Source organism: Brachybacterium ginsengisoli, from assembly GCF_002407065.1.
Lineage (GTDB): Bacteria > Actinomycetota > Actinomycetes > Actinomycetales > Dermabacteraceae > Brachybacterium > Brachybacterium ginsengisoli.
Window position 1 is genome coordinate 1,490,552 of sequence record NZ_CP023564.1, and the last position, 21,905, is coordinate 1,512,456.

The window sequence follows — 21,905 nt, forward strand, 5'->3', positions numbered from 1 at the left end:
ATGAGATATCTGCTGAAGAAGCTGGGCCTGTACGCCTTCATCGCCTGGGCGGCGCTGACCCTGAACTTCCTGATCCCTCGGATGATGCCGGGCGACCCGGTGCGCGTGCTGATCGCGGGCTCCGAGGGTCAGATCGAGCCCGAGGCGGCCGAGGCGATCGCCGCGCAGTTCGGGATCACCGACGATCCCCTGATCATCCAGTACGGCCGCTACCTCGCCGATCTGGCCCGATTCGACCTCGGGGTCTCCCTGAGCAACTACCCGGTGCCGGTCATCGACATCATCTCCGGGGCGATGCCCTGGACGGTGGCCCTGGTGGGGGTCTCCACCGTGATCAGCTTCCTGCTGGGCACCGGGCTCGGCGTGCTCCTGGCCTGGCGGCGCGGCACCTGGTCCGACCATGTGCTGCCGGCGCTCACCTTCCTCAACGCCATCCCGTACTTCTGGATGGCCCTGATCCTGGTGCTGGTGCTCGCCGTCACCTTCGGCTGGTTCCCGTACGCGGGCGCGTACGACCGCACCATGTTCCCCGAGCTGTCCGCGCCGTTCATCGGCTCGGTCCTGGCCCATGCGGCGCTGCCCGCCCTGACGATTGTCATCGGCTCCTTCGCGGGCTGGGTGCTGCAGATGCGGAACATGACCGTCACGATCCTCGGCGAGGACTACGTGTCCATGGCCGAGGCGAAGGGGCTGCCGAGGCGGAGCGTGCTGTTCGGCTATGCCGCCCGCAACGCCATCCTGCCGAGCGTCACAGGCTTCGCCCTCGCTCTCGGCGCGGTGGTGGGCGGATCGATGCTCACCGAGGTGATCTTCAACTATCCGGGCCTCGGCTACACCCTCTTCCAGGCCGTCTCCGCCCAGGACTTCCCGCTCATGCAGGGACTGTTCCTGATCATCTCGCTCGCCGTGATCGTCGCCAATCTCATCGCGGACGGCGCCTACGTCCTCCTCGATCCTCGTACCCGACAGGGGGCCTGAGCCATGACCATCTCCACCGTCATCCCCCGGGGCGGGAAGGTCCGCGCGGGCCTGATCATCGTGCTGGTGTTCGCGGCGTTCGCCGTCTTCGGCCCGATGATCTCCCGCTTCGATCCGAACCAGACCTCATTCGACATGCTCGAGGCGCCCTCGGCCCGGCACTGGCTGGGCACCACCCAGACCGGCCAGGACGTGTTCGCCCAGTTCATGACCGGTGCACGCACCTCGCTGCTGGTGGGGCTGCTGGCCGGCGTCGTCTCCCAGGTCGCCTCCGTGGCCGTCGGGCTGCTCGGCGGCTACCTCCGCGGGGCCGCAGATGACCTGCTGTACATCCTCACCGCGGTGTTCCTGGTGATCCCCGGCATGCCGCTGCTCATCGTGCTCACCGGATATCTGCCCTCGCGCGGGCTGCTGTCGATCGCGATCGTCATCGCGATCACCTCCTGGGCCGGATCGGCCCGCGTGATACGTGCCCAGACGCTCTCGCTGCGCAACCGCGAGTTCGTCGAGGCGGCCCGCGCGACCGGCGAGAGCCGACTGCGGATCATGTTCTTCGAGGTCCTGCCCAACATGCTCCCGCTGGTCGCCTCCGGCTTCCTCTTCTCTGTCATCGGCGGCATCCTCGCCGAGGCGGGCCTGGCCTTCCTGGGGCTCGGTTCGCTGACCACCACCAGCTGGGGCTCGATGCTGTACTTCGCCCAGAACTCCCAGGCGCTCCTCGCGGGCGCCTGGTGGTGGTACGTGCCGCCGGGCCTGGCGATCGCCGTGATCGGCGCCGGGCTCGCCCTGATCAACTTCGCGATCGACGAGTACTCCAATCCTCGGCTGCGCACCGGATCGGCGGCGGCGAAGGGCGGCGGCAGCCGTGCCGCGGGCGGAGATCCGGTCAGCGCCGACGCCCAGGCGTCGGGGATCGGTGCGACGGCGTCCGGCGGCTCGGACGCGGCGGGCGCCGCAGCAGAGCAGGCGGCCCGTGCGGCCGACGGTTCCCAGGAGCGCGAGGACCGACAGGACGAGCCCGAGGACGCCCCCAGCATCCAGCCCTCGCCGATGCCCGGCTCGTCGATCATCGAGGTCGACGGGCTGCGGGTGGACTACCCGACCGCCTTCGGCACCGTGCACGCCGTGCAGGACGTCTCGCTGGCCCTGCGCCGCGGGGAGATCCTGGGGCTGGCCGGCGAGTCGGGCTCGGGGAAGTCGACCCTGACCAACTCGATCACCCGCCTGCTGCGACCGCCGGCGGAGATCGTCGACGGCTCGATCACCTATCGGGCGGAGGACGGCACCCCGACTGACCTGCTGCACCTGGAGGATCGGGAGCTGCGCGCCCTGCGATGGAACGAGATCGCCGTCGTGTTCCAGAGCGCCATGAACGCCCTGAACCCGGTGACCTCGATCCACGCGCAGTTCGACGACGTCATCCGGGTGCATCGCCCCGGTCTGACCCCGACGCGGCGCACCGAGATCGCGAAGGAGCATCTGGAGAGGGTGGGGATCGACCCCGAGCGCATCGACGCCTATCCGCACGAGCTCTCCGGCGGTATGAAGCAGCGCGTCGCGATCGCGATCGCGCTGGTGCTGGAACCCGACGTGATCTTCATGGACGAGCCGACCACCGCCCTGGATCTGCTGGTCCAGCGGGACGTGCTCGACCAGATCGTGCGCCTGCGCCAGGAGTACGGGTTCGCGATCGTGTTCACCACGCACGATCTCGCCCTGCTGCTGGAGATCTCCGACTCGATCGCCGTCATGCGCCATGGCCGCCTCGTCGAGTACGGCCCGGCGGTCGACATCTATCGGGACCCGCAGCACCCGTACACCAAGAACCTGCTGTCCTCGCTCGCAGACCTGGGGAGCCTCGCATGACCACGACCGACACCACCCACGGCATCGAGGGCTCCGGCAGCTCGGGCAGCTCCGACGGTGACGACTCGGGACGCGTGGTCCTTGAGGGACGCCATCTGGTCAAGGAGTATCCCGCCGGCACCCGCCGCGGTCTGCTGCGACGTCAGGAGACGATGCGGGCCGTCGACGACGTCTCGCTCCGGCTCGTCCAGGGCCGGGTCACCGCCCTGGTGGGGCAGAGCGGCTCGGGGAAGTCGACCCTGGGAAGGATGCTGGCCCGGCTCATCCCCACCACCTCCGGCGAGATCCTGCTCGAGGGGCGCGCGGTGCCGGCCTCGACCAGCTCCGGCCACCGCGAGTACGTGGGCGACGTGCAGCTCACGCTGCAGGACCCCTTCGCCTCGCTGAACCCGCTGCGCCGCATCGCGTACACGCTGGGCCGGGCGGTGCGGATCCACCAGAGCGCGCGCGGCACCGAGGAGGTGCACGCGCGCTGCCTCGAGCTGCTCGAGCGGGTGGGCCTCACCCCGGCGGAGCGCTACCTGGACCGCTTCCCCCACGAGCTCTCCGGCGGGGAGCGCCAGCGCGTCTCCTTCGCGCGGGCGCTCGCGGCCTCGCCGAAGGTGCTGATCGCGGACGAGCCCGTCTCGATGCTCGACGTCACCATCCGCAAGGAGATGCTCGACCTGATCGACGCCCTGCGACGCGATGAGGATCTCGCGGTCCTCTACATCACCCACGACCTGGGCAGCGCACGGCGCTACTCGGACGAGGTGATGGTGATGCACCAGGGCCGGGTGGTGGAGTCCGGAGAGAGCCGCTCGGTGATCGACGACCCGCAGGAAGAGTACACCCGGCGTCTCCTCGCCGCGGCACCGGATCCGGCGTCCCGCCTGCGGTGAGTCGCGGGCGGGTCAGCCGACGGCGAGCCGCGCGAGCTCCCGTCGGGCGTGGTCGACGGTGAAACGGGTGCGCCGCGGGTGCACCCGGTTGGTCAGCAGCACGGCCACGGCGCCGGTCGACGGATCGGCGAGCACCGAGGTGCCGGTGAAGCCGGGATGTCCCACCACCTGCGGGATCACGGTGCCCGGTGCGGTCTCCTGGCCGATCCGCAGCCCGAAGCCCTGCCGCCACGGTGCACCGGTGCTGATCGTCCCCGACAGCTGATCCCTGGTCAGGAGGTCGAGCACCGGCGCCGAGAACGTCGGGCCCGGCGCCCTGCCGACCAGCACCCGGCCGAGCGCGAGCGCGTCCTCGAGGGTCGCGAAGAGCCCGGCGTTGCCCGCGCCGCCCAGCGACCAGGCGGTCTCGTCGTGGGTCGATCCGCGGACCAGCCCGCGGGGCGGATCGTCCTGGATCTCGGTGGCCGCGGCGCGGGAGGCCTGCTGGGCGGGCGGCGCCCAGCCCGCGCCCGTGGCCCCGGCAGGGTCGAGGACGCGACGCCGGGCGAGCTGCGGCAGCGACAGGCCGGTGAGCTCCTCGAGCAGGGTGCCCAGCAGGATGAAGCCGATGCAGGAGTAGGCGTGCGCCGTGCCCGGCTCCGCGTCGAGGGTCGCGCGCGAGATCGCCTCCAGCTTCGCCCGACGGTCCCCGGGGATCTGCCAGATCGACATCACCGGGGGCAGGCCGGCCGTGTGGGTGAGGAGCTGGCGCGCCGTGATCCGGGGATGCGGCGAGTCCAGGTGCTCGGCGATGGGGGCCTCGGGATCCAGCAGTCCGTCCTCGATGAGGGTGGCCGCGGTCAGCGTCGTGACCACCTTCGTCACCGAGGCCATGTCGAACAGGGTGTCCTCGTGCACCGGCCCGCCCTCGGCGGAACCGGTCGGCAGGCGGGTCCCGTCCCCGGAGAACAGCGTGGTGCTCCCGGCGACGGCGCGGGAGATCCCGCCTCCGGGGCGGTCCACGGCGGCGACGGCCGCGGCAGCTCCCTCGATCGCGACGCCGTCTGCAGGGGCCGCGGCCGCGGCGTCGGTCAGCCTGGTGACCAGGGCGGTGAGGGCCTCTGCGTCCTCGTGGGCAGGATCGGTGGGGGTGCTCATGCTCCGCGGTACTCCTCAAGGGCGTCGTAGGTGCGTCGCAGCGCGTCCACGCTCGTCTCTCGGGCCTGCCCTGCCACGGCCACGAACAGGCAGTCCACGACGAGCAGCTGGGCCGAGCGGGAGGCCATGGCGCCCGAGCGGTAGACGGATTCGCGCACGGTGGTGCGCAGCGGGATGTCGGCGTTCGCCACGACGGGGCCGCCGCTCCCGTTGGTCAGGGCGATGGTCGTGGCGCCGGCGCTCCGAGCGGTGGTGAGGAAGGCGGCGGTCTCCGTGGTGGTGCCGCTGTGCGAGAAGCCGATGGCGACCTCGCCGGGGCCCATCAGGGCGGCGGCGGCCAGCGCGTCGTGGGTGTCCCGCGGGCTGTGGGCGCGGCGGCCGATCCGCTGGAGCTTGCGCTCGAAGTCCCCGGCCACGGAGGCGGAGGCGCCGATGCCGTGCAGGAGCACCACGGGAGCGGCCGCGATCGCCGCGGTAGCCCGCTCGAGAGCATCCATGTCGAGGGAGGCGGCGGTCTCCTCGATGCCGAGCACCTCGGCCAGCGCGACGTCGGCGACGATCTCCGAGAGCGTGCCGCGCACGGGGAGGTCCGCGCCGTGCGCCCCGCCGACGGACGGGCGGCGCACCTGCTCGGAGGCCAGCTCGCCGGCGAGGGTGAGGCGGAGCTCGGCGTATCCCGTCATGCCGAGACGCTGGCACAGGCGCACCACCGTGGGCTCCGAGGTGCGGCACTCCGCGGCGAGCTCCGTGATGGTGGTCCGGAGGATCCGCTGGGGGTCGGCGAGGACCGCCTCGGCGACGCGGCGCATCGAGGGCGGCAGATCCTCCGTCATGCCCTGCAGGAGCGATTGTGTGCTCATGGCCTGATCGTAGGCGTCCTCCAGGAGTCGGCGGCGGGCTTCCGGGGGAGCGGGCCGAATCCCTCAGCGGACCCCGTTCTCGATGCTCTCGGGCAGCGGATCCTCCTGCGGGTCCAGCTCGGCCGCCTCGGCGGTGCGGCGGCGGTATCGCTCGCCGATCCACAGCCCCGCTCCCAGTGCGATGCCAAGGACGTCGAACAGCACGTCGCCCAGGTCGCCGCTGCGCTGGGGGAGCGCCACCCACTGGATCAGCTCGATGAGCAGCGCGTGCGCGATCGCGACCACCACCACCCAGCCCATGGGGAAGCGCCGGCGCGGGGCGAGCAGCCGGCCCGCGGCGAAGACCGTCAGGCCGAAGACGACCAGGTGCACCACCTTGTCCAGACCCGGGACGCCCGCGCCCGGGGTGCCCTCGGGCAGGGAGGGCAGGTAGAAGCCGAGGTTCAGCAGCAGCGCCAGGAGCAGCAGCCCGGCGCGCAGCGGCAGCGAGCCGCCGACCCGTCGGATCTCGTCGGGCAGGCGGCGGAGGAAATCGACCACGGCGTCCATGGGGAGGAGTGTTCCAGGGGGCGGCGGTGTCCCGCGGGAGGCAGGGCCGATAGGCTTCGCGGAGCACGACATCGATCGAGGGAGAGTGCCATGTCCTCCACGTCCGACCCGTCCCGGATGGACCCCTACAGCGACGACCCCGGCGCCGGCCCGGGCAGCACCGCGGTGCTGGACCGTCAGCTGCAGGAGCAGGACCAGAAGACCGACGACGGTGATCACGACCGGTTCGCGCACTACGTGCGCAAGGACAAGATCACCCAGGCCGCCCTCGGCGGCACCCCTGTGATCGCGCTGTGCGGCAAGGTGTGGGTGCCCGGCCGCGATCCTGAGAAGTACCCGGTCTGCCCGGAGTGCAAGGAGATCTACGAAGGCTTCCGTGAGCCGAACGACGGCGGGGACGGGTCCGGCTCCGGAGGGTCCGGCAAGGGCGGCTTCCGCGGCTTCTTCGGCGGGCGGCGCTGAGCCCGCGCCGCGCCCCGTCGGGACGCTCGCAGCGCGGCGACTTCCTCACATCCGTCGCGTCGGCGGGTCGTCACCCGTCGGCGGTACGGTTGTTCTCGCTGTGAACACGACCCCCTCGCTCTTCTCCACGAACGATCCCCGCCAGCCCTCCGAGGCCGCCGCGCGATCGCTCCCTGTCGCCTACCCCGAGCGCGCCGCCTGGGGCACCGTCTCCAAGCTCCGTGCCTGGCAGGCGGAGGCCCTCGAGCTGTACCGGGACCGCGCGCCCAAGGACTTCCTGGCCGTCGCGACCCCCGGCGCCGGCAAGACCACCTTCGCGCTGCAGATCGCGGCGGGCCTGCTGTCCGAGGGCACGGTCCGACGCATCACCGTGGTCGCGCCGACGGAGCATCTGAAGACCCAGTGGGCCGATGCCGCGGCGCGCGTGGGCATCTCCCTGGACCCGAACTTCTCCAACGCCCAGGGCGCGCACGGCTCGCACTACCAGGGCGTCGCGGTCACCTACGCGCAGATCGGCATGCACCCGGCGCTGCACCGCGCCCGCACCGAGGCCGATCGCACGCTGGTGATCCTCGACGAGATCCACCACGCCGGCGACGCGCGGACCTGGGGCGACGGCGTGCGCGATGCCTTCGACCCGGCCACCCGGCGCCTCGCCCTGACCGGAACCCCCTTCCGCTCGGACGACTCCCAGATCCCCTTCGTGGTCTACGAGGAGGACGGCGAGGGCTTCCTGCGCTCGAAGGCGGACTACACCTACGGGTACGGGGAGGCGCTGCGCGACCACGTGGTGCGCCCGGTCCTGTTCATGACCTACTCCGGGCGCATGCACTGGCGCACCAAGAGCGGCGACGAGGTCTCAGCCCAGCTCGGCGCGCTGGAGACCAAGGACATCACCCAGCAGGCCTGGCGCACGGCGCTGGACCCCAAGGGGGAGTGGATCCAGTCCGTGCTCTCCGCGGCGGACCGCCGTCTCACCGAGGTGCGCCGCCACGTGCCCGACGCCGGCGGACTGGTCATCGCCACCGACCAGAAGGCGGCCCGCTCCTATGCGGCGACCCTGAAGGACATCTGCGGCGAGGAGCCCACCGTGGTCCTCTCGGACGACGTCGGCGCCGGCAAGCGGATCGAGGCGTTCTCGGAGTCCGACGACCGCTGGATGGTCGCGGTGCGCATGGTCTCCGAGGGCGTGGACGTGCCGCGCCTGGCCGTCGGCGTCTACGCGACCTCGACCTCGACACCCATGTTCTTCGCGCAGGCGGTGGGCCGCTTCGTGCGCTCCCGGACCCGGGGCGAGACCGCGAGCGTCTTCCTGCCCACCGTCCCGATCCTCATGGGCCACGCCGCCGAGATGGAGGCCGAGCGTGACCATGTGCTCGACCGCCGGCCGAAGACGGGCGACGAGGAGACCGGGCTCGACGAGAGCCTCATCGAGCAGGCCAACCGCCCGGAGAAGACCTCCGACGAGCTGGAGATGAGCTTCGAGGCCCTCGAGTCCGAGGCCTCCTTCGACCGCGTGCTCTTCGACGGCGGCGAGTACGGGGCCGGCGGCACGATCGGCTCCGAGGACGAGCAGGAGTTCCTGGGCATCCCGGGCCTGCTGGACGCCGACCAGATGCGCACCGTGCTCCAGCAGCAGCAGGCCCAGCAGCAGGCCCGACGGCAGAAGAGCGGGAGCGCGGGCGCGCCCGTCACCCCCGGAGTCGTCGATCACCGGCAGCTGATGGACCTGCGCAAGGAGCTCAGCACCCTGGTCTCCGCCTGGTCCAAGAAGTCCGGCACCCCGCACGGCTCGGTGCACAACACCCTGCGCAGCCGCAGCGGCGGCCCGGCCGTCGCCCAGGCCAGCGCGGAGCAGATCCAGGAGCGCATCGGGATCGTGCGAGGCTGGTTCGTCGGCCGCCGCTGAGGCCCGCAGCTGGTGACAGTGCGCCTGCACCCGCTGTCGTCTCCGAGTCCTGCTGAGCCGAGCCGTGGTCGGGTACTGGCGTCAGGGCGATCTGTACGACGATATCGCCGTAGTCATCGCTGACGCGCCGGTCACCGACCAGCTGCGGGCCGGTGCGCAGGCGGGCCGTGCGCCGAGGGCTGGTGCGCAGGCGGGCCGTGCGCCGCGGAGGCCGGCGACCGGAGCAGACTGTGCGCCGAGGTAGGCCGATGTCCAGGTCAGAGCGGTTGCTGGGCCGAACTGGTCCCGGGGCGCACCAGATATCCCGCCCCGAGCTCCCGCCTCAGCCCAGCAGGCGCGCGGCCTCGGTGCCGTCGGTGATGGTGGGGATCGCGACAGGGCCGTCGGGGCCGTCGTCTGCGGCGATCCCGAGCTCCGCCACGGACTCGGCATGCCGGATCCGTGCCGCCTCGACCCGCTCGGGTGCCCGCAGGGTCTCGACGAGCTCCCCGCCCAGGATCAGGGGCTGCTGCAGCGGGCGCAGCGAGGTGCGCGCCCAGTCGGGATGCGAGGTCCCGGAGGTGAGCTCGGCGGTCAGCTCCCGCTCGAACTCGGCCACCTCCTCCTCGCCGGGCAGCACCAGCTCGGCATGGGCACGACCGCCCACCCGCATCCGGTAGGCGGCCTTGCCCGCGCCGAGGGTGGCCTTGGAGGCGGAGCGCTTGCCCACGGGCTGCATGGTGCCGTCGGCGCCCTCGCGCTCGACGAGCTTGTAGACGAAGCCCGGCGCAGGATGCCCGCCGCCGGTGACGAGCTTGGTGCCGATGCCGTAGCCGTCCAGCGGCACGTCCTTCAGCTCCTCGACACGATGCTCGTCCAGATCGCCGGTCGCCGTGATCCGGGTCCCGGTCGCCCCGAGCGAGTCCAGCAGCGCCCGCACCTGGACGGCCTGCTCGCCGAGGTCGCCGGAGTCCAGGCGCACCGCGCCCAGCTCGGGCCCTGCGAGCTCGACGGCGGTGCGCACGGCCTGCTCGACGTCATAGGTGTCCACGAGCACCGTCGTCCCGGCGCCCTGGGAGGCGAGCTGGGAGCGGAACGCCTCCTCCTCGCCGTCGAAGAGGAGGGTGAAGGCGTGTGCGGCGGTTCCGGCGACGGGCACGCGGTAGTGCGCTCCCGCGGCGAGGTTCGAGGTGGAGGCGAAGCCGACCAGGTACGCGGCCCGCGCGGCGGCGATCGCGGCGTCCTCGTGGACCCGTCGGCCGCCCATCTCGATGCAGGGCCGGCCGCGGGCTGCGGTGATCATGCGTGATCCGGCGGAGGCGACGCCGCTGTCGTGGTTCAGGATGGAGAGCACCACCGTCTCGAGCAGCACCGCATTCTCGAAGGTCCCCTCGATGCGCAGCACGGGCGAGTTCGGGAAGTACAGCTCGCCCTCCGCGTAGCCGTGCACGTCCCCGGCGAAGCGGAACTCGGCCAGGTGCTCGAGCGTCTCCTCCGTCAGCACCCCGGCCCCGCGCAGGTAGCGCAGGTCCGCGTCGTCGAATCGGAAGCCGGCGATCGCGTCCAGCACGCGTCCGGTTCCCGCGAGCGCGCCGTAGCGGCGCCCCTCGGGCAGGGAGCGGGTGAACACCTCGAAGACGCAGCGCCGCGACGCGGTGCCGGCCTCGCGGGCGGCCTCCAGCATCGTCAGCTCGTAGAGGTCGGTGAGCAGGGCAGAAGTCACGGTGTCCACCGTAGTGCGTGCCGGCGCGGCAGCCGAGCGGGCACGCCCCGTAGACTCGACCCGCCGCATCCCGAACCCGGGGGAGCGGGAGGATTCAGGAGGATGCGCATGCCGGTGGAGCTGCCGCGGGTCGACCCGCGGACGGAGTCGCTCACCGATCCGCTCGGCAGTGCGCAGGCGACGCTCGAGACGGATGGTCCCTGGTGCACCGTCGTCTGGAACGACGCGGTGAACCTCATGAGCTACGTCGAGTTCGTCTTCCGGCGCTACTTCGGCTACTCGCACCTGGTGGCCGAGCAGCTGATGATGCAGGTCCACGAGGAGGGCCGCGCCATCGTCTCGACCGGATCCCGGGAACGGGTCGAGACCGATGTGCAGGCGATGCATTCCTTCGGACTGCAGGCGACGCTGGAGAAGGCGGGGGAGGCCTGATGGCGCATGCGTTCCGACGCCGTGCGGACGGCACCCTGGCCTGCCGGCTCGATGGCGAGGAGAAGGCGATCATCGCCCAGGTCGCGCAGGAGACCGCGGATCTGATCCGCGGCGACCTGGGCATCGACACCGGGGGCGGGGCGCTGCGACGCGCCGCGCAGAGCGAGGATCCGCTGCGTCGCCTGGAGGCGGAGTTCGCCGGCCGTGATGCTCGGTCCCCCTCGGATTCCGCCGTGCGACGCCTCTTCCCCGAGGCCTCCGAGGACCCGGATCTCGCCGCGGAGTACCGACGCCTGGCCCAGCAGGACCTCGCCGAGGGCAAGCTCGCCGATCTCCGCCTGGTGATGCGGATCCTGGACCGCACGGGCGGCGGCCATGGTGAGGTGGTGCTCGACGACCCCGAGTCGATGGCCATGCTGCGGGCCCTCAACGACGTGCGGATCGTGCTCGCCGACCGGCTCGGACTCGAGCGGGACGGCGACTTCGACACCGTGCGGATGCTCCAGCAGATCGGGGAGCGGGTGGAGGACGCGCCGCCGGTCGGTGATGAGGAGCACGTCGGCTCCGACATCGTCATCGCGGTCTACGAGCTGCTGTCCTGGCTGCAGGAGAGCCTCCTGCGCGCGCTGGACTAGCCTCCCGCCTGGCCCGTCGGCCGAGGTCCAGTCCGTCGATCTCCCCGCGGCGGGACCACCGGAGTTGTGTTCGAACTGTGAAACGGCACGCAGTGAGCGTGCCGTCACTGCCCTTGACGGCTGTCGAGATTAGCCTTGCACGGATGAACAACGCGCCGATCGGGATCTTCGACTCCGGGGTGGGTGGCCTCACCGTCGCCCGCGCCGTCCTCGACCAGCTGCCCCAGGAGGAGCTGGTCTACATCGGCGACACCGCGAACGGCCCCTACGGCCCGCGTCCCATCGCCGAGGTGCGTTCGCTGGCGCTGGGGATCATGGACGAGCTGGTCGAGCACGGCGTGAAGATGCTCGTCATCGCGTGCAACACCGCATCCGCCGCCGTGCTGCGCGATGCCCGAGAGCGGTACCGGGTGCCGGTGGTCGAGGTGATCCAGCCGGCCGTGCGCCGTGCCGTCGCCGCGACCCGCAACCGCCGGGTGGGCGTGATCGCCACCCAGGGCACGGTCACCTCCCGCGCCTACGAGGACGCCCTCGCCGCCGCGCCCGAGCTGTCGCTCACCACGCAGGCCTGCCCCCGCTTCGTCGAGTTCGTCGAGAACGGCGTGGTCACCGGCCACGAGGTGCTCGAGGCGGCGGAGGAGTACCTGGCCCCGGTGAAGGCGGCCGGAGTGGACACCCTCGTGCTGGGCTGCACGCACTACCCGATGCTCGCCGGCCCCATCAGCTATGTCATGGGCCCGGACGTCACCCTCGTCTCCTCCGCCGAGGAGACCGCGCTGGACGTCTACCGCCAGCTCCAGGCCGCCGACGCGCTGCGCGAGACGGCCCGGGCGCCGCACCACGTCTTCGCCCAGACCGCCGTCGGCGCGGGCAGCGAGAACTTCGCGCGGCTCTCCCGCCGGTTCCTCGGCCCCACGCTCGAGATGACAGGCACTCTGCCGGTGGTGCCGGCATGAGGGTCCACGTCATCGGCTGCAGCGGCAGCTTCGCCGGCCCCGAGAGCGCCGCCTCGAGCTACCTCATCGAGCAGGAGGACGCCGACGGCCGCGTCTGGCGGGTGCTGATGGACCTGGGGTCCGGCGCGTTCGGGCCGTTGCAGAACGTCATCGATCCGGCGGACCTGGACGCGGTGATCATCTCCCACCTCCACCCGGACCACTACCTCGACCTCACCGGCCTCGAGGTGTTCTGGGCCTACCACTCCCGCACGGACCTCGGGAAGCTGCCGATCCACGCCCCGGCCCCGCTGCCCGAGCGGATCGCCGGCGTGCTGGGCCGCGAGGGTTGCATCCCCGATGGCGTCACCACCGCGCCCTTCGAGCACCTCCCCCTGAGCGACGGCGACCGTTTCACGATCGGCCCGCTGGAGATCGAGACCCGCGCCGTCATGCACCCGGTCGAGGCCTACGGCTTCCGGATCACCGGTGGCGGGGTCACGCTCGCCTACTCCGGCGACACCGATGCCTGCGAGGCGCTGGATGAGCTCGCCGACGGCGCCGACCTGTTCCTCTGCGAGGCCGGGTACATCGAGGGGCGCGACGATCGCTTCTCCGGTGTCCACCTCACGGGACGTCGTGCGGGGGAGTGTGCGGCCCGCGCGGGGGTCCGCCACCTGGCGCTGACCCACATCCCGGCCTGGACCGACCACGAGGTCCCGCTCGCCGAGGCGCGCGAGGTGCACAGCGGGCAGATCACGATGGTCCGGCCGATGGATATCCTCGACGTGTGACGATCGCCCGATCGGCCTGCCGCGTCGACGACGCGGCGGGGGATCGGACGGTGACCATCCGACGCCTTCCGAGGAAGGAGCTCCGTGAGCTCTTCGACCCAGACCCCTGCCGGCGACCGCATCGACGGCCGCACCCCTGACCAGCTGCGGGAGGTGCGCATCACCCGAGGCTGGCTCGACCAGGCCGAGGGCAGCGCCCTGATCGAGTTCGGCCGCACGCGCGTGCTGTGCGCGGCCTCCTTCACCGCCGGGGTGCCGCGCTGGAAGCAGGGCTCCGGCTCCGGGTGGGTCACCGCCGAGTACGCGATGCTGCCCCGCGCCACGAACTCCCGCTCCCCGCGGGAGTCGGTCAAGGGCAAGATCGGCGGCCGCACCCACGAGATCTCCCGCCTCATCGGCCGCTCGCTGCGGGCGATCATCGATCTCGATGCGCTGGGGGAGAACACCATCCAGCTGGACTGCGACGTGCTGCAGGCCGACGGCGGCACCCGCACCGCCGCCATCACCGGCGCCTACGTGGCGCTGGCCGACGCGATCTCGTGGGGCAAGCAGCACACCTCGCTGCCGGCCGCCTCGACCGTGCTCACCGACACCGTCAGCGCGATCAGCGTGGGCATCGTGGACGGCCGTCCGCTGCTGGACCTCGAGTACCGCGAGGACGTCACGGCGGAGACCGACATGAACGTTGTGGTCACCGGCTCCGGCTCCTTCGTCGAGGTGCAGGGCACCGCCGAGGGTGCGCCCTTCGACCGCACCGAGCTGGGGGCGCTGCTGGATCTCGCCACCGACGGCTGCGCGGAGCTGGCACGGATCCAGCGGGACGTCCTGGCGCAGCAGCGATGAGCGCGGCACGCACGGAGGTCCCCGCCGGCGCGCGGGTCATCCTCGCCTCGCACAATGCGAAGAAGCTGGCCGAGCTGCAGCGGATCCTCACCGCGGCCGTCCCCGGGCTCGCGCCCGAGCAGATCATCTCCTCGGCAGGGATCTCCCTGCCGGATGTGGTCGAGGACGCCGTGACCTTCGAGGGCAACGCCCTGCTGAAGGCCCGCTCCGCCGCGGAGGCCACCGGGCTGCTCGCCGTGGCCGATGACTCGGGACTCTCGGTCGACGTGCTCGGCGGGGCGCCGGGGATCTTCTCCGCCCGTTGGAGCGGCCGGCACGGTGACGACGAGGCGAACAACGATCTGCTCCTCGCCCAGCTCGGCGACGTCCCCGACGCCCACCGCACCGCGCGCTTCGTGTGCGCGGCGGCGCTGGTCGCGTCCGACGGCGCCGAGGTCGTGGAGCGCGGGGAGATGGTGGGCGTGCTGCTGCGCGAGCGCCACGGCGACGGGGGCTTCGGCTATGACCCGTTGTTCCGCCCGGACGGCGAGAGCCGCTCCTCCGCGGAGCTCAGCCCGGCGGAGAAGGATGCGATCTCCCATCGCGGGAAGGCCTTCCGGGCGCTCGCCGGGCATGTCGCCCCGCTGCTGGGCACGGCCGGCTGAGACAGGCTCTGCAGGAACGGGAAGGGAAGGGACGGGATGGGCCGTGCGCGGCCCGTCCCGTCTGCTCTCAGATCGCGCCGACGTGGGCGAGGGCGCGACGGACCAGCAGATCCCGGCCGCCCTCCGTCTCCTCCAGCGGCGAGGACTCCGCCACCAGCTCGTCGATCCCGAACCAGGTCAGCTCCAGCGCATCCTCCTGCGGAGCGGTCTCCCCGTCGATCGGCACCACGTAGGCCATCGAGATCGCGTGCTGGCGCGGATCGTGGAACAGGGAGACCCCAGGGGTGGGGAAGTACTCGGCCACCGTGAACGGCACCGGGGAGACGGGGATGCGGGGCATCGCCATGGGGCCCAGGTCCTTGTCGATGTGCCGGGCGATCGCCTCGCGGATCGTCTCGTGCACCAGCACCCGGCCCGAGACGATCGCGCGCACGATCCGCCCGGCGCCCGAGGCGCGCAGCAGCAGACCCACCTCCTCCACGGAGCCGTCCACGTCGGTGCGCACCGGGACGATGTCCACGTAGGGGATCGGCAGGCGCCGACGCAGCTCGGTGACCTGATCGGGTTCGAACCAGGATCCCTCGGAGTCCACGGCGGTGCGGCTGCTCATCGATCTGCTCCTTCAGCGGGGTGCGCGGTGGCGTGCGAGGCGGCATCGCGGGCTGCGATCGCCGCGGGGGTGAGATGCGACTTCTCCAGGATGAAACGGGGGTTCTCGGAGCGGTCGGCGACCTCGACCGTGTGGTCGACCGCCTGCCCGGCGACCATGCTGACGTGCCAGGTGGTGCCCTCGAGCTCGAGGACGGACAGGGTCGCGTTGGGGATCGAGGGCAGCGGCTGCTCGATGATCCCCGAGAGCAGGAAGCGGATCAGCGTGCCGTGGGCGACCAGCAGCACCTTCTTGCCGGGGTAGCGCTCCTCGAGCGCCTCGAGGGCGTCGTAGCCGCGGTCGGCCACGGCCTGGTGGTCCTCACGGCCGGGGAAGGCGCGCTCGGGGTACTTCTCCTCCATCTCCCGCACCGGCCTGCCCTCGGCCTCGCCCCAGTCGATCTCGACCAGGCGCGGCTCGGTGCCGCCGAAGGGGATGGCATGGTCCTCGCCGATGATCCGCGCGGTCTGCTCGGCCCGCTGCAGCGGGGAGGAGAGCACCACGTCCCAGTCCACGGCCGGCAGCGCGTCGAACGCGGCATGGGCCTGGGCGATGCCCGTGTCGTTCAGAGGGATGTCGGAGGACCCCTGGAAGAGATCCTGCAGGTTGTAGTCCGTCTGCCCATGACGGACGAGCCCGAACAGGGTCATGAAACGTCTCCTCGTCGCTGTGGTGATGCGTGCGCGAGAAGGGACTCGAACCCTCACGCCCTGGGGCACTGGAACCTAAATCCAGCGCGTCTACCGATTCCGCCACTCGCGCGCGAGTCCAGCCTAACGGGCCGTCGGCTGTGCTCCGGTAGGCTCGGGTGGTCGGTCGAGCGGGATCCCGACGGGTGCCCCTCGTGAGCGCCCTCGATCTCCCTCGTCCATCGCTGAACCACACGATCCACGATCCCCAGGAGTCCTTCATGAGCGCCCTCGCAGGCAAGACCGCCGTCGTCACCGGTTCGTCCCGAGGAGTCGGGGCCGCCACGGCGAAGCTGCTCGCCGCCGACGGTGCGAACGTCGTCATCAACTACCGCCAGAAGGCGCCGCGCGCGAACAAGGTGGTCAAGGAGATCGAGGAGGCGGGCGGCAAGGCCGTCGCCGTCGGCGCCGACCTCACCGATGCCGAGGGCGTGCGCACCCTCATGCAGACCGCCGTGGACACCTTCGGCGGCCTGGACCTGCTGGTCCTGAACGCCTCGGGCGGCATGGAGGCCGATCTCGGCGAGGACTACGCGATGCGCCTGAACCGCGACGCGCAGGACGACGCGCTCAGCGCCGGCCTCGAGCATCTCTCCACCGGCGGCCGCGTGGTCTTCGTGACCAGCCACCAGGCGCACTTCATCGACGAGGTCGAGACGATGCCCGAGTATGAGCAGGTCGCGCGTTCGAAGCGCGCCGGCGAGACGGCGCTCACCGAGCGGATCGGCGAGCTGTCCGAGAAGGGGATCTCCTTCGTGGTCGTCTCCGGCGACATGATCGAGGGCACCGTCACCGCGACGCTGCTGAACCGTGCCCGCCCCGGCGCTCTCGAGGAGCGCCGCGAGGCCGCCGGCAAGCTCTACTCCGTCGAGGAGTTCGCCGCCGAGGTCGCCGCGATGGCGTCGGCCGACGTCGAGACCGGTCACATCGAGCTCGTCGGCGGGGCCGACGACTTCCTCTCCCGCACCGCGAGGTGAACCCCGCGCGGGCCGGCGCGTGGCCATATGGTCCCGCCGTCCGCGATACGATCTGCAACAGCAAGCCCTGACGACCCCCGGAGGCAGTGGTGGCCAAGAAGAAGAGCCTGGACGACATGCGCAGCGAGGCCTATCGCCGGCAGGACAACCTGGCGTCGGACATCGATGAGCTCATCGATCGCGTCCATCCCGTGAACGCGGCGACGCGCTGGAAGAACGAGATCGTCGGTGCGGTGAAGGGTTTTTCCGCCGCCGGTGACGAGAAGTCCCCTGTGACGCCCGCCGTGGCGATCGCAGGCGGCGTCGCCGGCGTGGTCCTGATCGGAGCGGGCATCGCTGCGGCGATCGCCCTGTCCCGTCGCGAGCCCACCCGCGGGGAGAAGGTCGCCGCAGCCATGAAGGATGCGCGACGCAGCACCGAGCGCTCCGCGAAGCGGGCCTCGAAGTCCGTGAAGAAGTCGTCGCTGCCCCGCTCCAAGGAGGCCGAGAAGCACGCCTCGGAGCTCGGTGCGATCCTCCAGGAGGCCGCGAAGCGGGCCGAGAAGAAGGTCGCGACCCTCGGCGGCTGACCCTGCTGACTCCGTCGTGCGGAGCGATCGCTCCGGCACCGACGCGCGCTGACGCCCCGGGCTCCCTGTGAGCCCGGGGCGTCCGTCGTCGACGAAGCGTCAGCCAGGGTCGCGGGCGACATCCCCGTCGACGTACAGCCATGCCCCGCCCTCCCGCACGAAACGGGAGAGCTCGCGCAGCACCTGCCTGCCCCCGGGACCGCGGGAGATCGCCGTGAACTCGACGGTGCCGGCATCGTCGAACGGACCACCGGCGGAGGTCTCGTGGATCACCAGCCGCAGCCAGCGCACGTCCTCCTCCAGCGAGGCGGCGAGATCTTCTCGGTCCGGGCGCGTCCCTGGATGCCAGGAGCGCAGCAGATGCTCGAGGTCTCCCGTGGCGAAGGCCGTGTAGCGCGAGCGCATCAGAGCCTGCGCGGTGGCGGCCCGTCGCTGCTGGGACAGCACCGGTCCGCAGCAGGCGCCGAAGGTGTCCCCGCTGCCGCAGGGGCAGCGGTCGGTCTCGAGAGGTGGCGTCGGCGTGGTGCTCATCCCGGCAGTATCCCTCTCCGGTCTGTGCGGAGCGAGGAAGTGCCGGGGATGACAGGATCGGCCCATGACATCGGCCGAATCCCGCCCCCATGCGCCGCTGCCCAGCGGATATCAGCTGATTCCTGAGGCGCCGGGCGCCGAGGAGTACCTTCGTCTGCGCCGGGAGTCCGGTCTCAGCCCGCGCACCCGGGAGCAGTCGGCCGGCGCCCTCATGGCCAGCTGGGCGTGGGCGAGCGTGCGCACCGAGGACGGCGCGCTGGCGGCGATGGGACGGGTGCTCGGGGACGGCACCTGGTACTTCCACCTCGCGGACATCGCCACCGATCCCGCCCATCAGCGTCGTGGCCTGGGCAGGGTGGTGATGGAGGACCTCATCGCACGGATCGACGCGGCCGCACCGCCGCACCCGTACATCACGCTGCTCGCGGATCCGCCCGGGCAGAGGCTCTACGGATCGCTCGGCTTCGTCGACTCCTCACCGAGCGTGGGGATGCGCCTGCCGCGCTGAGCCCGGGCGGGAGGACGTCTTCGCGTCGCCACCCCCGCCTGCTGTCCGGCGTCATGCCGCCGGGCGCCGTCTCAGCGGCGCGACCAGCCCGGGGTGGAGGGGCCCACCGTCGGTCGCCAGCCGGTCTCGGACACGAACCGCAGCGAGGAGACCCGCAGCGAGCGCCGCTGCACGTCGAGACGGGTTCCGACGATCGCCTGGGTGATCTCCGGGTAGAACTTCGCGGGCTGCTCGGTGCCGGCCTCCATCGCGAGATCCTTCGCCCAGCGCTTCTTGAGGATCGGCTCGCCGCCGACGTTGTAGAAGCCGCTGCTCGCACGCAGGGCCGCCACGAAGGCGCGCCCGGCGTCGGAGTGGTGCAGCAGGGTGACGTAGGAGTCCGGCTTGCCCAGCAGGATCGGATCGCCGTTGCGGGTCGCCCTGAGCGCGTGGGTGGTGTGCTGGTCACGGCCGAACAGCTGGCCCAGCCGCAGGATCACGGCGCTGCGCCCGGAGGTCGCGAAGTCGACCGCGGCGCGCATCTCCTTGACCCGGGGCCGGAAGGCCTGGTTGCGCACGTTCAGCGGGAGGTCCTCGCTGATCCAGTCGGTGCCGTTGTCCGGGTAGAGGAAGATCGTGGATTCCTGGATGAGACGGCGCACACCGGCCTCGGCGGCGGCCTTCGCGATCGCGACGGAGGCCTCGAGGTGGAGGCGGTCGTCCTCGCGCCAGGACAGCGGGCGCAGGCCCGACATCCCGACCGGGACGTGGGCGAGGGCGTTGATCGCGACGTCGTGGCCGCGGAACGCGCGGGCCAGATCGTGAGGGTCGAAAACGTCGGCGACGACGGCGCTGCCGCCCCGCCCCTCGACGATCGGCACCCCGGAGTCGCGGCGGGTGATCCCGGTGACCTCGTGCCCGGCGGCGACCAGCGCCTCCACGGCTTCCTGCCCGAGCACGCCGGTGGCTCCGGTGACCGCGATCCTCACTCCGACCTCCTCCGGCGAGCGGTCCGGGGGACCCTCGCGCAAGACGCTCCTGGGAGGGTCGAGTCTAGAGGATCGGTGCTGGTCTCCGCACCGGCGCCCGTCCCTGCGACGGAACCGGCGATGCCGGCGGCCGACGGCAGGACCTGCTGTTCCCTCGATCACAGAGCGGCCTCTCGAGTTGGCGGCGCGGAGACTTGGGGGTAAAGTTCTTTCCTGTTCGCGCCATTAGCTCAGTTGGTTAGAGCAGCTGACTCTTAATCAGCGGGTCCGGGGTTCGAGTCCCTGATGGCGCACAGAGAGAAGAAGCCCCACCGGCCAGCCGGTGGGGCTTCTTCATGTCTCCGGCGAAACGGTCAGTGCGGACGGCGGTATGTGTGCGGGGTCGCGCGTGGAATCCTGAGGGCAATCCTCGCGGTGCGCGCTCATGGCGCACCACACCCCCGCCTCGTCCCTCAGGAGACTCGATGACCACGGTGTGGCCCTACCTGCGACTGGCGGCCGCCGCGCTCGGCGCGGCCGCGATCCTGCGACAGCTCGCGATCGCGGTCGGCAACGCCCGCGCCGCGGAGGGTGTCGCCGCCGGGCAGGTCGGCACCGTCGTGGCGAACTTCTTCAGCTACTTCACGATCATCTCGAACCTCTGCGCCGTGGTGGTCCTGGTCCTCCTGGGCGTGCGAGCACTGCGGCGACGCGACGTAGGCGTGGATCCCGCGTGGTTGGCGACGCTGCTGGTCTGTGCGAGCGCCTACATGATCGTCACCGGGGTGGTCTACAACCTGCTGCTGCGGTCGATCCCGATCGCCGGGATCTCTGACGTCTGGACCAACGAGACGCTCCACCTCATCGCGCCGCTGTTCCTGCTGATCGACGTGCTGGTGGGGCCACAGCGGCGCGCGCTGCCCTGGCGCGCCGTGCTCGTCGCCGCCGTGCTCCCGGTCCTCTGGGTGCTCTACACCATGATCCGCGCGAACTTCGTGGTCGGTCCTGCGACGGGGGACCCCTGGTGGTACCCGTACCCCTTCCTGGACCCGCACCTCGTGCCCGGCGGATATGTCGGCGTGGCCGGCTACATCGTCGGCATCGCGGCCGTCATCCTCGGGGTGGCCGCCGGAGTGGTCGCGGTGGGGCGCCGGCGGGGACGGCGTGACACTAACCAGGGCGCACGAGCGTCAGCCTCGCCCTCGACCGGCGCCGATCGACCGGCCGGGAATTGATCGGGCGGTTCGACGGGCGGGGTGGAGTCATAGTCTCTTGACAGCCGTTCTGAGTATACTCAGAATTGAGGTGGCTCTGTAATGTGCGTCAGGGGTGCCCTTGGTCGCGAACGGCGCCGGGGTGCCGCGCACGGCGACGCCCGGAGTCCGACCTCTGGAGGAGAACCGGATCATGCGAGCATTCGCCATCGATGCCCACAAGCAGTCCCTGCATGAGGTCGACGTGCCCGAGCCGGTCGTCGGCCCGCAGGACGTCCTCATCGGGGTTGCCGCGACCGCGGTGAACCAGCTCGACGAGAAGCTCCGGGAGGGCGAGTTCACGGCGATCCTCCCGTACCGCATGCCGCTGGTGCTCGGGCATGATCTCGCGGGCACGGTGCTGAGGGTGGGGGAGCAGGTGCAGGGCTTCGCTCCCGGCGACCGGGTGTTCGCCCGGCCGCGTGATCACCGGATCGGCACCTTCGCGGAGCGCATCGCCGTGGACCAGGCGGACGTCGCCCTCGCTCCCGTCTCGATCAGCCTCGCCGACGCCGCGTCCCTGCCCCTGGTGGCGCTCACCGCCTGGCAGGTGCTCGTGGTCCGCGGCGACGTCCAGCCGGCCCAGAAGGTCCTCATTCACGCCGGCGCCGGCGCCGCTGGCTCGATGATGATCCAGCTCGCCAAGCACCTCGGCGCGCAGGTCGCCACGACCGCCTCCGGGAAGAACGCCGACTTCGTGCGCGAGCTCGGGGCCGACGTCGTCATCGACTACCGCACCCAGGACTTCGAGCAGGAGCTCTCCGGATACGACCTGGTGCTCGACAGCCTCGGCGGGGAGAGTCTCGAGAAGTCCCTCCGCGTCCTGCGCCCGGGCGGACGGGCGATCGGCATCGCTGGTCCGCCCGACCCCGCCTTCGCGAGGAGGGCCGGGCTGAACCCCGTCCTCCGGCTGGTCATCGCCGCCCTCAGCGCGAAGATCCGTCGCCGGGCTAAGAAGCTCGGCGTCTCCTACGAGTTCCTGCTCATGGAAGCCAGCGGCGAGCAGCTCCGCACGATCGCCGGCCTCGTCGACGACGGCACCCTGCGGCCCGTCATCGGCCGGACGTTCTCCTTCGACGAGACCCCGCAGGCCCTCGCCTCGATGGCGCGCGGCGGATCGCGAGGGAAGACGGTGATCACCGTCCCCTGAGTCGT

Annotated in this window: 24 protein-coding genes and 2 tRNA genes; 17 read left to right on the plus strand and 9 right to left on the minus strand. The window is 71.5% G+C overall.

The features are described 5' to 3' along the window. Genes CFK41_RS06565 through CFK41_RS06575 form a run of 3 tightly spaced genes read left to right on the plus strand, consistent with a single transcriptional unit; the run spans window position 1 to window position 3,725 of the window. Entirely contained in the window at window positions 1–978 is a 978-nt protein-coding gene (locus tag CFK41_RS06565) for an ABC transporter permease (protein WP_096798934.1), read from the plus strand. Window positions 979–981: 3 nt separating this feature from the next. Continuing rightward, complete coding sequence (locus CFK41_RS06570) at window positions 982–2,844, plus strand: dipeptide/oligopeptide/nickel ABC transporter permease/ATP-binding protein (protein ID WP_096798935.1); 1,863 nt, start codon at window positions 982–984, stop codon at window positions 2,842–2,844. Then, window positions 2,841–3,725, plus strand: coding sequence for an ABC transporter ATP-binding protein (locus CFK41_RS06575; protein ID WP_096798936.1), 885 nt, complete (start codon window positions 2,841–2,843; stop codon window positions 3,723–3,725). Before CFK41_RS06570 ends, CFK41_RS06575 begins: the two co-directional genes overlap by 4 nt. A 12-nt stretch (window positions 3,726–3,737) precedes the next feature. Here CFK41_RS06575 and CFK41_RS06580 read toward each other — a convergent pair whose 3' ends face one another. The 3 genes from CFK41_RS06580 to CFK41_RS06590 all read right to left on the minus strand — a co-directional run bounded on the left by CFK41_RS06580 (window position 3,738) and on the right by CFK41_RS06590 (window position 6,271). Beyond that, window positions 3,738–4,862, minus strand: coding sequence for a serine hydrolase domain-containing protein (locus CFK41_RS06580; RefSeq protein WP_096798937.1), 1,125 nt, complete (start codon window positions 4,860–4,862; stop codon window positions 3,738–3,740). After that, window positions 4,859–5,722 carry a MurR/RpiR family transcriptional regulator gene (locus CFK41_RS06585; protein ID WP_096798938.1) on the minus strand — a complete coding sequence of 288 codons (864 nt, stop codon included), beginning with the start codon at window positions 5,720–5,722 and terminating at the stop codon, window positions 4,859–4,861. The genes CFK41_RS06580 and CFK41_RS06585 overlap by 4 nt, the downstream gene beginning before the upstream one ends. A gap of 63 nt (window positions 5,723–5,785) precedes the next feature. Beyond that, window positions 5,786–6,271, minus strand: a complete 486-nt coding sequence (locus tag CFK41_RS06590) for a VanZ family protein (RefSeq protein WP_096798939.1) — start codon at window positions 6,269–6,271, stop codon at window positions 5,786–5,788. Between the two features lie 90 nt (window positions 6,272–6,361). On the opposite strand from CFK41_RS06590, the gene CFK41_RS06595 reads away from it, so the two are divergent. Both CFK41_RS06595 and CFK41_RS06600 read left to right on the plus strand, forming a co-directional pair. After that, window positions 6,362–6,733 carry a DUF3039 domain-containing protein gene (locus tag CFK41_RS06595; protein WP_096798940.1) on the plus strand — a complete coding sequence of 124 codons (372 nt, stop codon included), beginning with the start codon at window positions 6,362–6,364 and terminating at the stop codon, window positions 6,731–6,733. Between the two features lie 100 nt (window positions 6,734–6,833). Next, complete coding sequence (locus CFK41_RS06600) at window positions 6,834–8,642, plus strand: DEAD/DEAH box helicase (protein ID WP_151904697.1); 1,809 nt, start codon at window positions 6,834–6,836, stop codon at window positions 8,640–8,642. A gap of 322 nt (window positions 8,643–8,964) precedes the next feature. Here CFK41_RS06600 and CFK41_RS06605 read toward each other — a convergent pair whose 3' ends face one another. Continuing rightward, on the minus strand, window positions 8,965–10,344 hold the full coding sequence (locus tag CFK41_RS06605; RefSeq protein WP_169928795.1) for a nicotinate phosphoribosyltransferase: 1,380 nt from the start codon (window positions 10,342–10,344) through the stop codon (window positions 8,965–8,967). A 108-nt stretch (window positions 10,345–10,452) separates the two neighbouring features. On the opposite strand from CFK41_RS06605, the gene clpS reads away from it, so the two are divergent. The 6 genes from clpS (at window position 10,453) to rdgB (ending at window position 14,627) form a co-directional block, all read left to right on the plus strand. Next, window positions 10,453–10,776: an ATP-dependent Clp protease adapter ClpS gene (gene clpS, locus CFK41_RS06610; protein ID WP_096798942.1), complete on the plus strand. Its 324-nt coding sequence runs from the start codon at window positions 10,453–10,455 to the stop codon at window positions 10,774–10,776. Then, the gene (locus tag CFK41_RS06615; protein WP_096798943.1) at window positions 10,776–11,411 is read left to right on the plus strand and encodes a DUF2017 domain-containing protein; all 636 of its coding nucleotides are present in this window, start codon (window positions 10,776–10,778) and stop codon (window positions 11,409–11,411) included. Before clpS ends, CFK41_RS06615 begins: the two co-directional genes overlap by 1 nt. Window positions 11,412–11,554: 143 nt before the next feature. After that, the gene (gene murI / locus CFK41_RS06620; protein ID WP_096798944.1) at window positions 11,555–12,367 is read left to right on the plus strand and encodes a glutamate racemase; all 813 of its coding nucleotides are present in this window, start codon (window positions 11,555–11,557) and stop codon (window positions 12,365–12,367) included. Next, a complete protein-coding gene (locus CFK41_RS06625; protein ID WP_096798945.1) occupies window positions 12,364–13,140 on the plus strand; it encodes an MBL fold metallo-hydrolase in 777 nt (258 codons plus the stop codon). The genes murI and CFK41_RS06625 overlap by 4 nt, the downstream gene beginning before the upstream one ends. An 84-nt stretch (window positions 13,141–13,224) precedes the next feature. Then, window positions 13,225–13,983, plus strand: coding sequence for a ribonuclease PH (rph, locus tag CFK41_RS06630; protein ID WP_096798946.1), 759 nt, complete (start codon window positions 13,225–13,227; stop codon window positions 13,981–13,983). After that, window positions 13,980–14,627 (plus strand): RdgB/HAM1 family non-canonical purine NTP pyrophosphatase, encoded by a 648-nt coding sequence (gene rdgB, locus CFK41_RS06635; protein WP_096798947.1) that lies wholly within the window; start codon window positions 13,980–13,982, stop codon window positions 14,625–14,627. Before rph ends, rdgB begins: the two co-directional genes overlap by 4 nt. Window positions 14,628–14,694: 67 nt before the next feature. Here the strand turns inward: rdgB and CFK41_RS06640 are convergent, their stop codons facing one another. The 3 genes from CFK41_RS06640 to CFK41_RS06650 form a co-directional block, all read right to left on the minus strand. Then, window positions 14,695–15,237: a DUF4916 domain-containing protein gene (locus CFK41_RS06640; RefSeq protein WP_096798948.1), complete on the minus strand. Its 543-nt coding sequence runs from the start codon at window positions 15,235–15,237 to the stop codon at window positions 14,695–14,697. Next, window positions 15,234–15,926 (minus strand): histidine phosphatase family protein, encoded by a 693-nt coding sequence (locus tag CFK41_RS06645; RefSeq protein ID WP_096798949.1) that lies wholly within the window; start codon window positions 15,924–15,926, stop codon window positions 15,234–15,236. Before CFK41_RS06645 ends, CFK41_RS06640 begins: the two co-directional genes overlap by 4 nt. Before the next feature lie 30 nt (window positions 15,927–15,956). Further along, a tRNA-Leu gene (locus CFK41_RS06650) sits at window positions 15,957–16,038 on the minus strand. Window positions 16,039–16,186: 148 nt separating this feature from the next. Here CFK41_RS06650 and CFK41_RS06655 point away from each other — a divergent pair. Further along, window positions 16,187–16,942: an SDR family oxidoreductase gene (locus CFK41_RS06655; RefSeq protein ID WP_096800975.1), complete on the plus strand. Its 756-nt coding sequence runs from the start codon at window positions 16,187–16,189 to the stop codon at window positions 16,940–16,942. A gap of 89 nt (window positions 16,943–17,031) precedes the next feature. Continuing rightward, window positions 17,032–17,511 carry a hypothetical protein gene (locus tag CFK41_RS06660; RefSeq protein WP_096798950.1) on the plus strand — a complete coding sequence of 160 codons (480 nt, stop codon included), beginning with the start codon at window positions 17,032–17,034 and terminating at the stop codon, window positions 17,509–17,511. Window positions 17,512–17,610: 99 nt separating this feature from the next. Here CFK41_RS06660 and CFK41_RS06665 read toward each other — a convergent pair whose 3' ends face one another. Then, complete coding sequence (locus tag CFK41_RS06665) at window positions 17,611–18,042, minus strand: YchJ family protein (protein WP_096798951.1); 432 nt, start codon at window positions 18,040–18,042, stop codon at window positions 17,611–17,613. Between the two features lie 64 nt (window positions 18,043–18,106). Here CFK41_RS06665 and CFK41_RS06670 point away from each other — a divergent pair, with 64 nt between their 5' ends. Then, window positions 18,107–18,550, plus strand: coding sequence for a GNAT family N-acetyltransferase (locus CFK41_RS06670; protein ID WP_096798952.1), 444 nt, complete (start codon window positions 18,107–18,109; stop codon window positions 18,548–18,550). A gap of 71 nt (window positions 18,551–18,621) precedes the next feature. Here CFK41_RS06670 and CFK41_RS06675 read toward each other — a convergent pair whose 3' ends face one another. Continuing rightward, window positions 18,622–19,518 carry an NAD-dependent epimerase/dehydratase family protein gene (locus tag CFK41_RS06675; protein WP_096800976.1) on the minus strand — a complete coding sequence of 299 codons (897 nt, stop codon included), beginning with the start codon at window positions 19,516–19,518 and terminating at the stop codon, window positions 18,622–18,624. 219 nt (window positions 19,519–19,737) lie between these two features. On the opposite strand from CFK41_RS06675, the gene CFK41_RS06680 reads away from it, so the two are divergent. From CFK41_RS06680 to CFK41_RS06690, 3 genes are all read left to right on the plus strand, one after another. Further along, window positions 19,738–19,811: transfer RNA gene (locus CFK41_RS06680), tRNA-Lys, on the plus strand. A gap of 171 nt (window positions 19,812–19,982) precedes the next feature. Then, on the plus strand, window positions 19,983–20,732 hold the full coding sequence (locus CFK41_RS06685) for a Pr6Pr family membrane protein (protein WP_096798953.1): 750 nt from the start codon (window positions 19,983–19,985) through the stop codon (window positions 20,730–20,732). 172 nt (window positions 20,733–20,904) lie between these two features. Continuing rightward, a complete protein-coding gene (locus tag CFK41_RS06690) occupies window positions 20,905–21,900 on the plus strand; it encodes an NADP-dependent oxidoreductase (protein ID WP_096798954.1) in 996 nt (331 codons plus the stop codon). Window positions 21,901–21,905: the final 5 nt, after the last annotated feature.

Coding starts and splice junctions, on each gene's coding strand:
- CFK41_RS06565 (WP_096798934.1), top strand. CDS start 1: ATGAGATATCTGCTGAAGAAGCTGGGCCTGTACGCCTTCATCGCCTGG.
- CFK41_RS06570 (WP_096798935.1), top strand. CDS start 982: ATGACCATCTCCACCGTCATCCCCCGGGGCGGGAAGGTCCGCGCGGGC.
- CFK41_RS06575 (WP_096798936.1), top strand. CDS start 2,841: ATGACCACGACCGACACCACCCACGGCATCGAGGGCTCCGGCAGCTCG.
- CFK41_RS06580 (WP_096798937.1), bottom strand. CDS start 4,862: ATGAGCACCCCCACCGATCCTGCCCACGAGGACGCAGAGGCCCTCACC.
- CFK41_RS06585 (WP_096798938.1), bottom strand. CDS start 5,722: ATGAGCACACAATCGCTCCTGCAGGGCATGACGGAGGATCTGCCGCCC.
- CFK41_RS06590 (WP_096798939.1), bottom strand. CDS start 6,271: ATGGACGCCGTGGTCGATTTCCTCCGCCGCCTGCCCGACGAGATCCGA.
- CFK41_RS06595 (WP_096798940.1), top strand. CDS start 6,362: ATGTCCTCCACGTCCGACCCGTCCCGGATGGACCCCTACAGCGACGAC.
- clpS (WP_096798942.1), top strand. CDS start 10,453: ATGCCGGTGGAGCTGCCGCGGGTCGACCCGCGGACGGAGTCGCTCACC.
- CFK41_RS06615 (WP_096798943.1), top strand. CDS start 10,776: ATGGCGCATGCGTTCCGACGCCGTGCGGACGGCACCCTGGCCTGCCGG.
- murI (WP_096798944.1), top strand. CDS start 11,555: ATGAACAACGCGCCGATCGGGATCTTCGACTCCGGGGTGGGTGGCCTC.
- CFK41_RS06625 (WP_096798945.1), top strand. CDS start 12,364: ATGAGGGTCCACGTCATCGGCTGCAGCGGCAGCTTCGCCGGCCCCGAG.
- rdgB (WP_096798947.1), top strand. CDS start 13,980: ATGAGCGCGGCACGCACGGAGGTCCCCGCCGGCGCGCGGGTCATCCTC.
- CFK41_RS06640 (WP_096798948.1), bottom strand. CDS start 15,237: ATGAGCAGCCGCACCGCCGTGGACTCCGAGGGATCCTGGTTCGAACCC.
- CFK41_RS06645 (WP_096798949.1), bottom strand. CDS start 15,926: ATGACCCTGTTCGGGCTCGTCCGTCATGGGCAGACGGACTACAACCTG.
- CFK41_RS06655 (WP_096800975.1), top strand. CDS start 16,187: ATGAGCGCCCTCGCAGGCAAGACCGCCGTCGTCACCGGTTCGTCCCGA.
- CFK41_RS06665 (WP_096798951.1), bottom strand. CDS start 18,042: ATGAGCACCACGCCGACGCCACCTCTCGAGACCGACCGCTGCCCCTGC.
- CFK41_RS06670 (WP_096798952.1), top strand. CDS start 18,107: ATGACATCGGCCGAATCCCGCCCCCATGCGCCGCTGCCCAGCGGATAT.
- CFK41_RS06685 (WP_096798953.1), top strand. CDS start 19,983: ATGACCACGGTGTGGCCCTACCTGCGACTGGCGGCCGCCGCGCTCGGC.
- CFK41_RS06690 (WP_096798954.1), top strand. CDS start 20,905: ATGCGAGCATTCGCCATCGATGCCCACAAGCAGTCCCTGCATGAGGTC.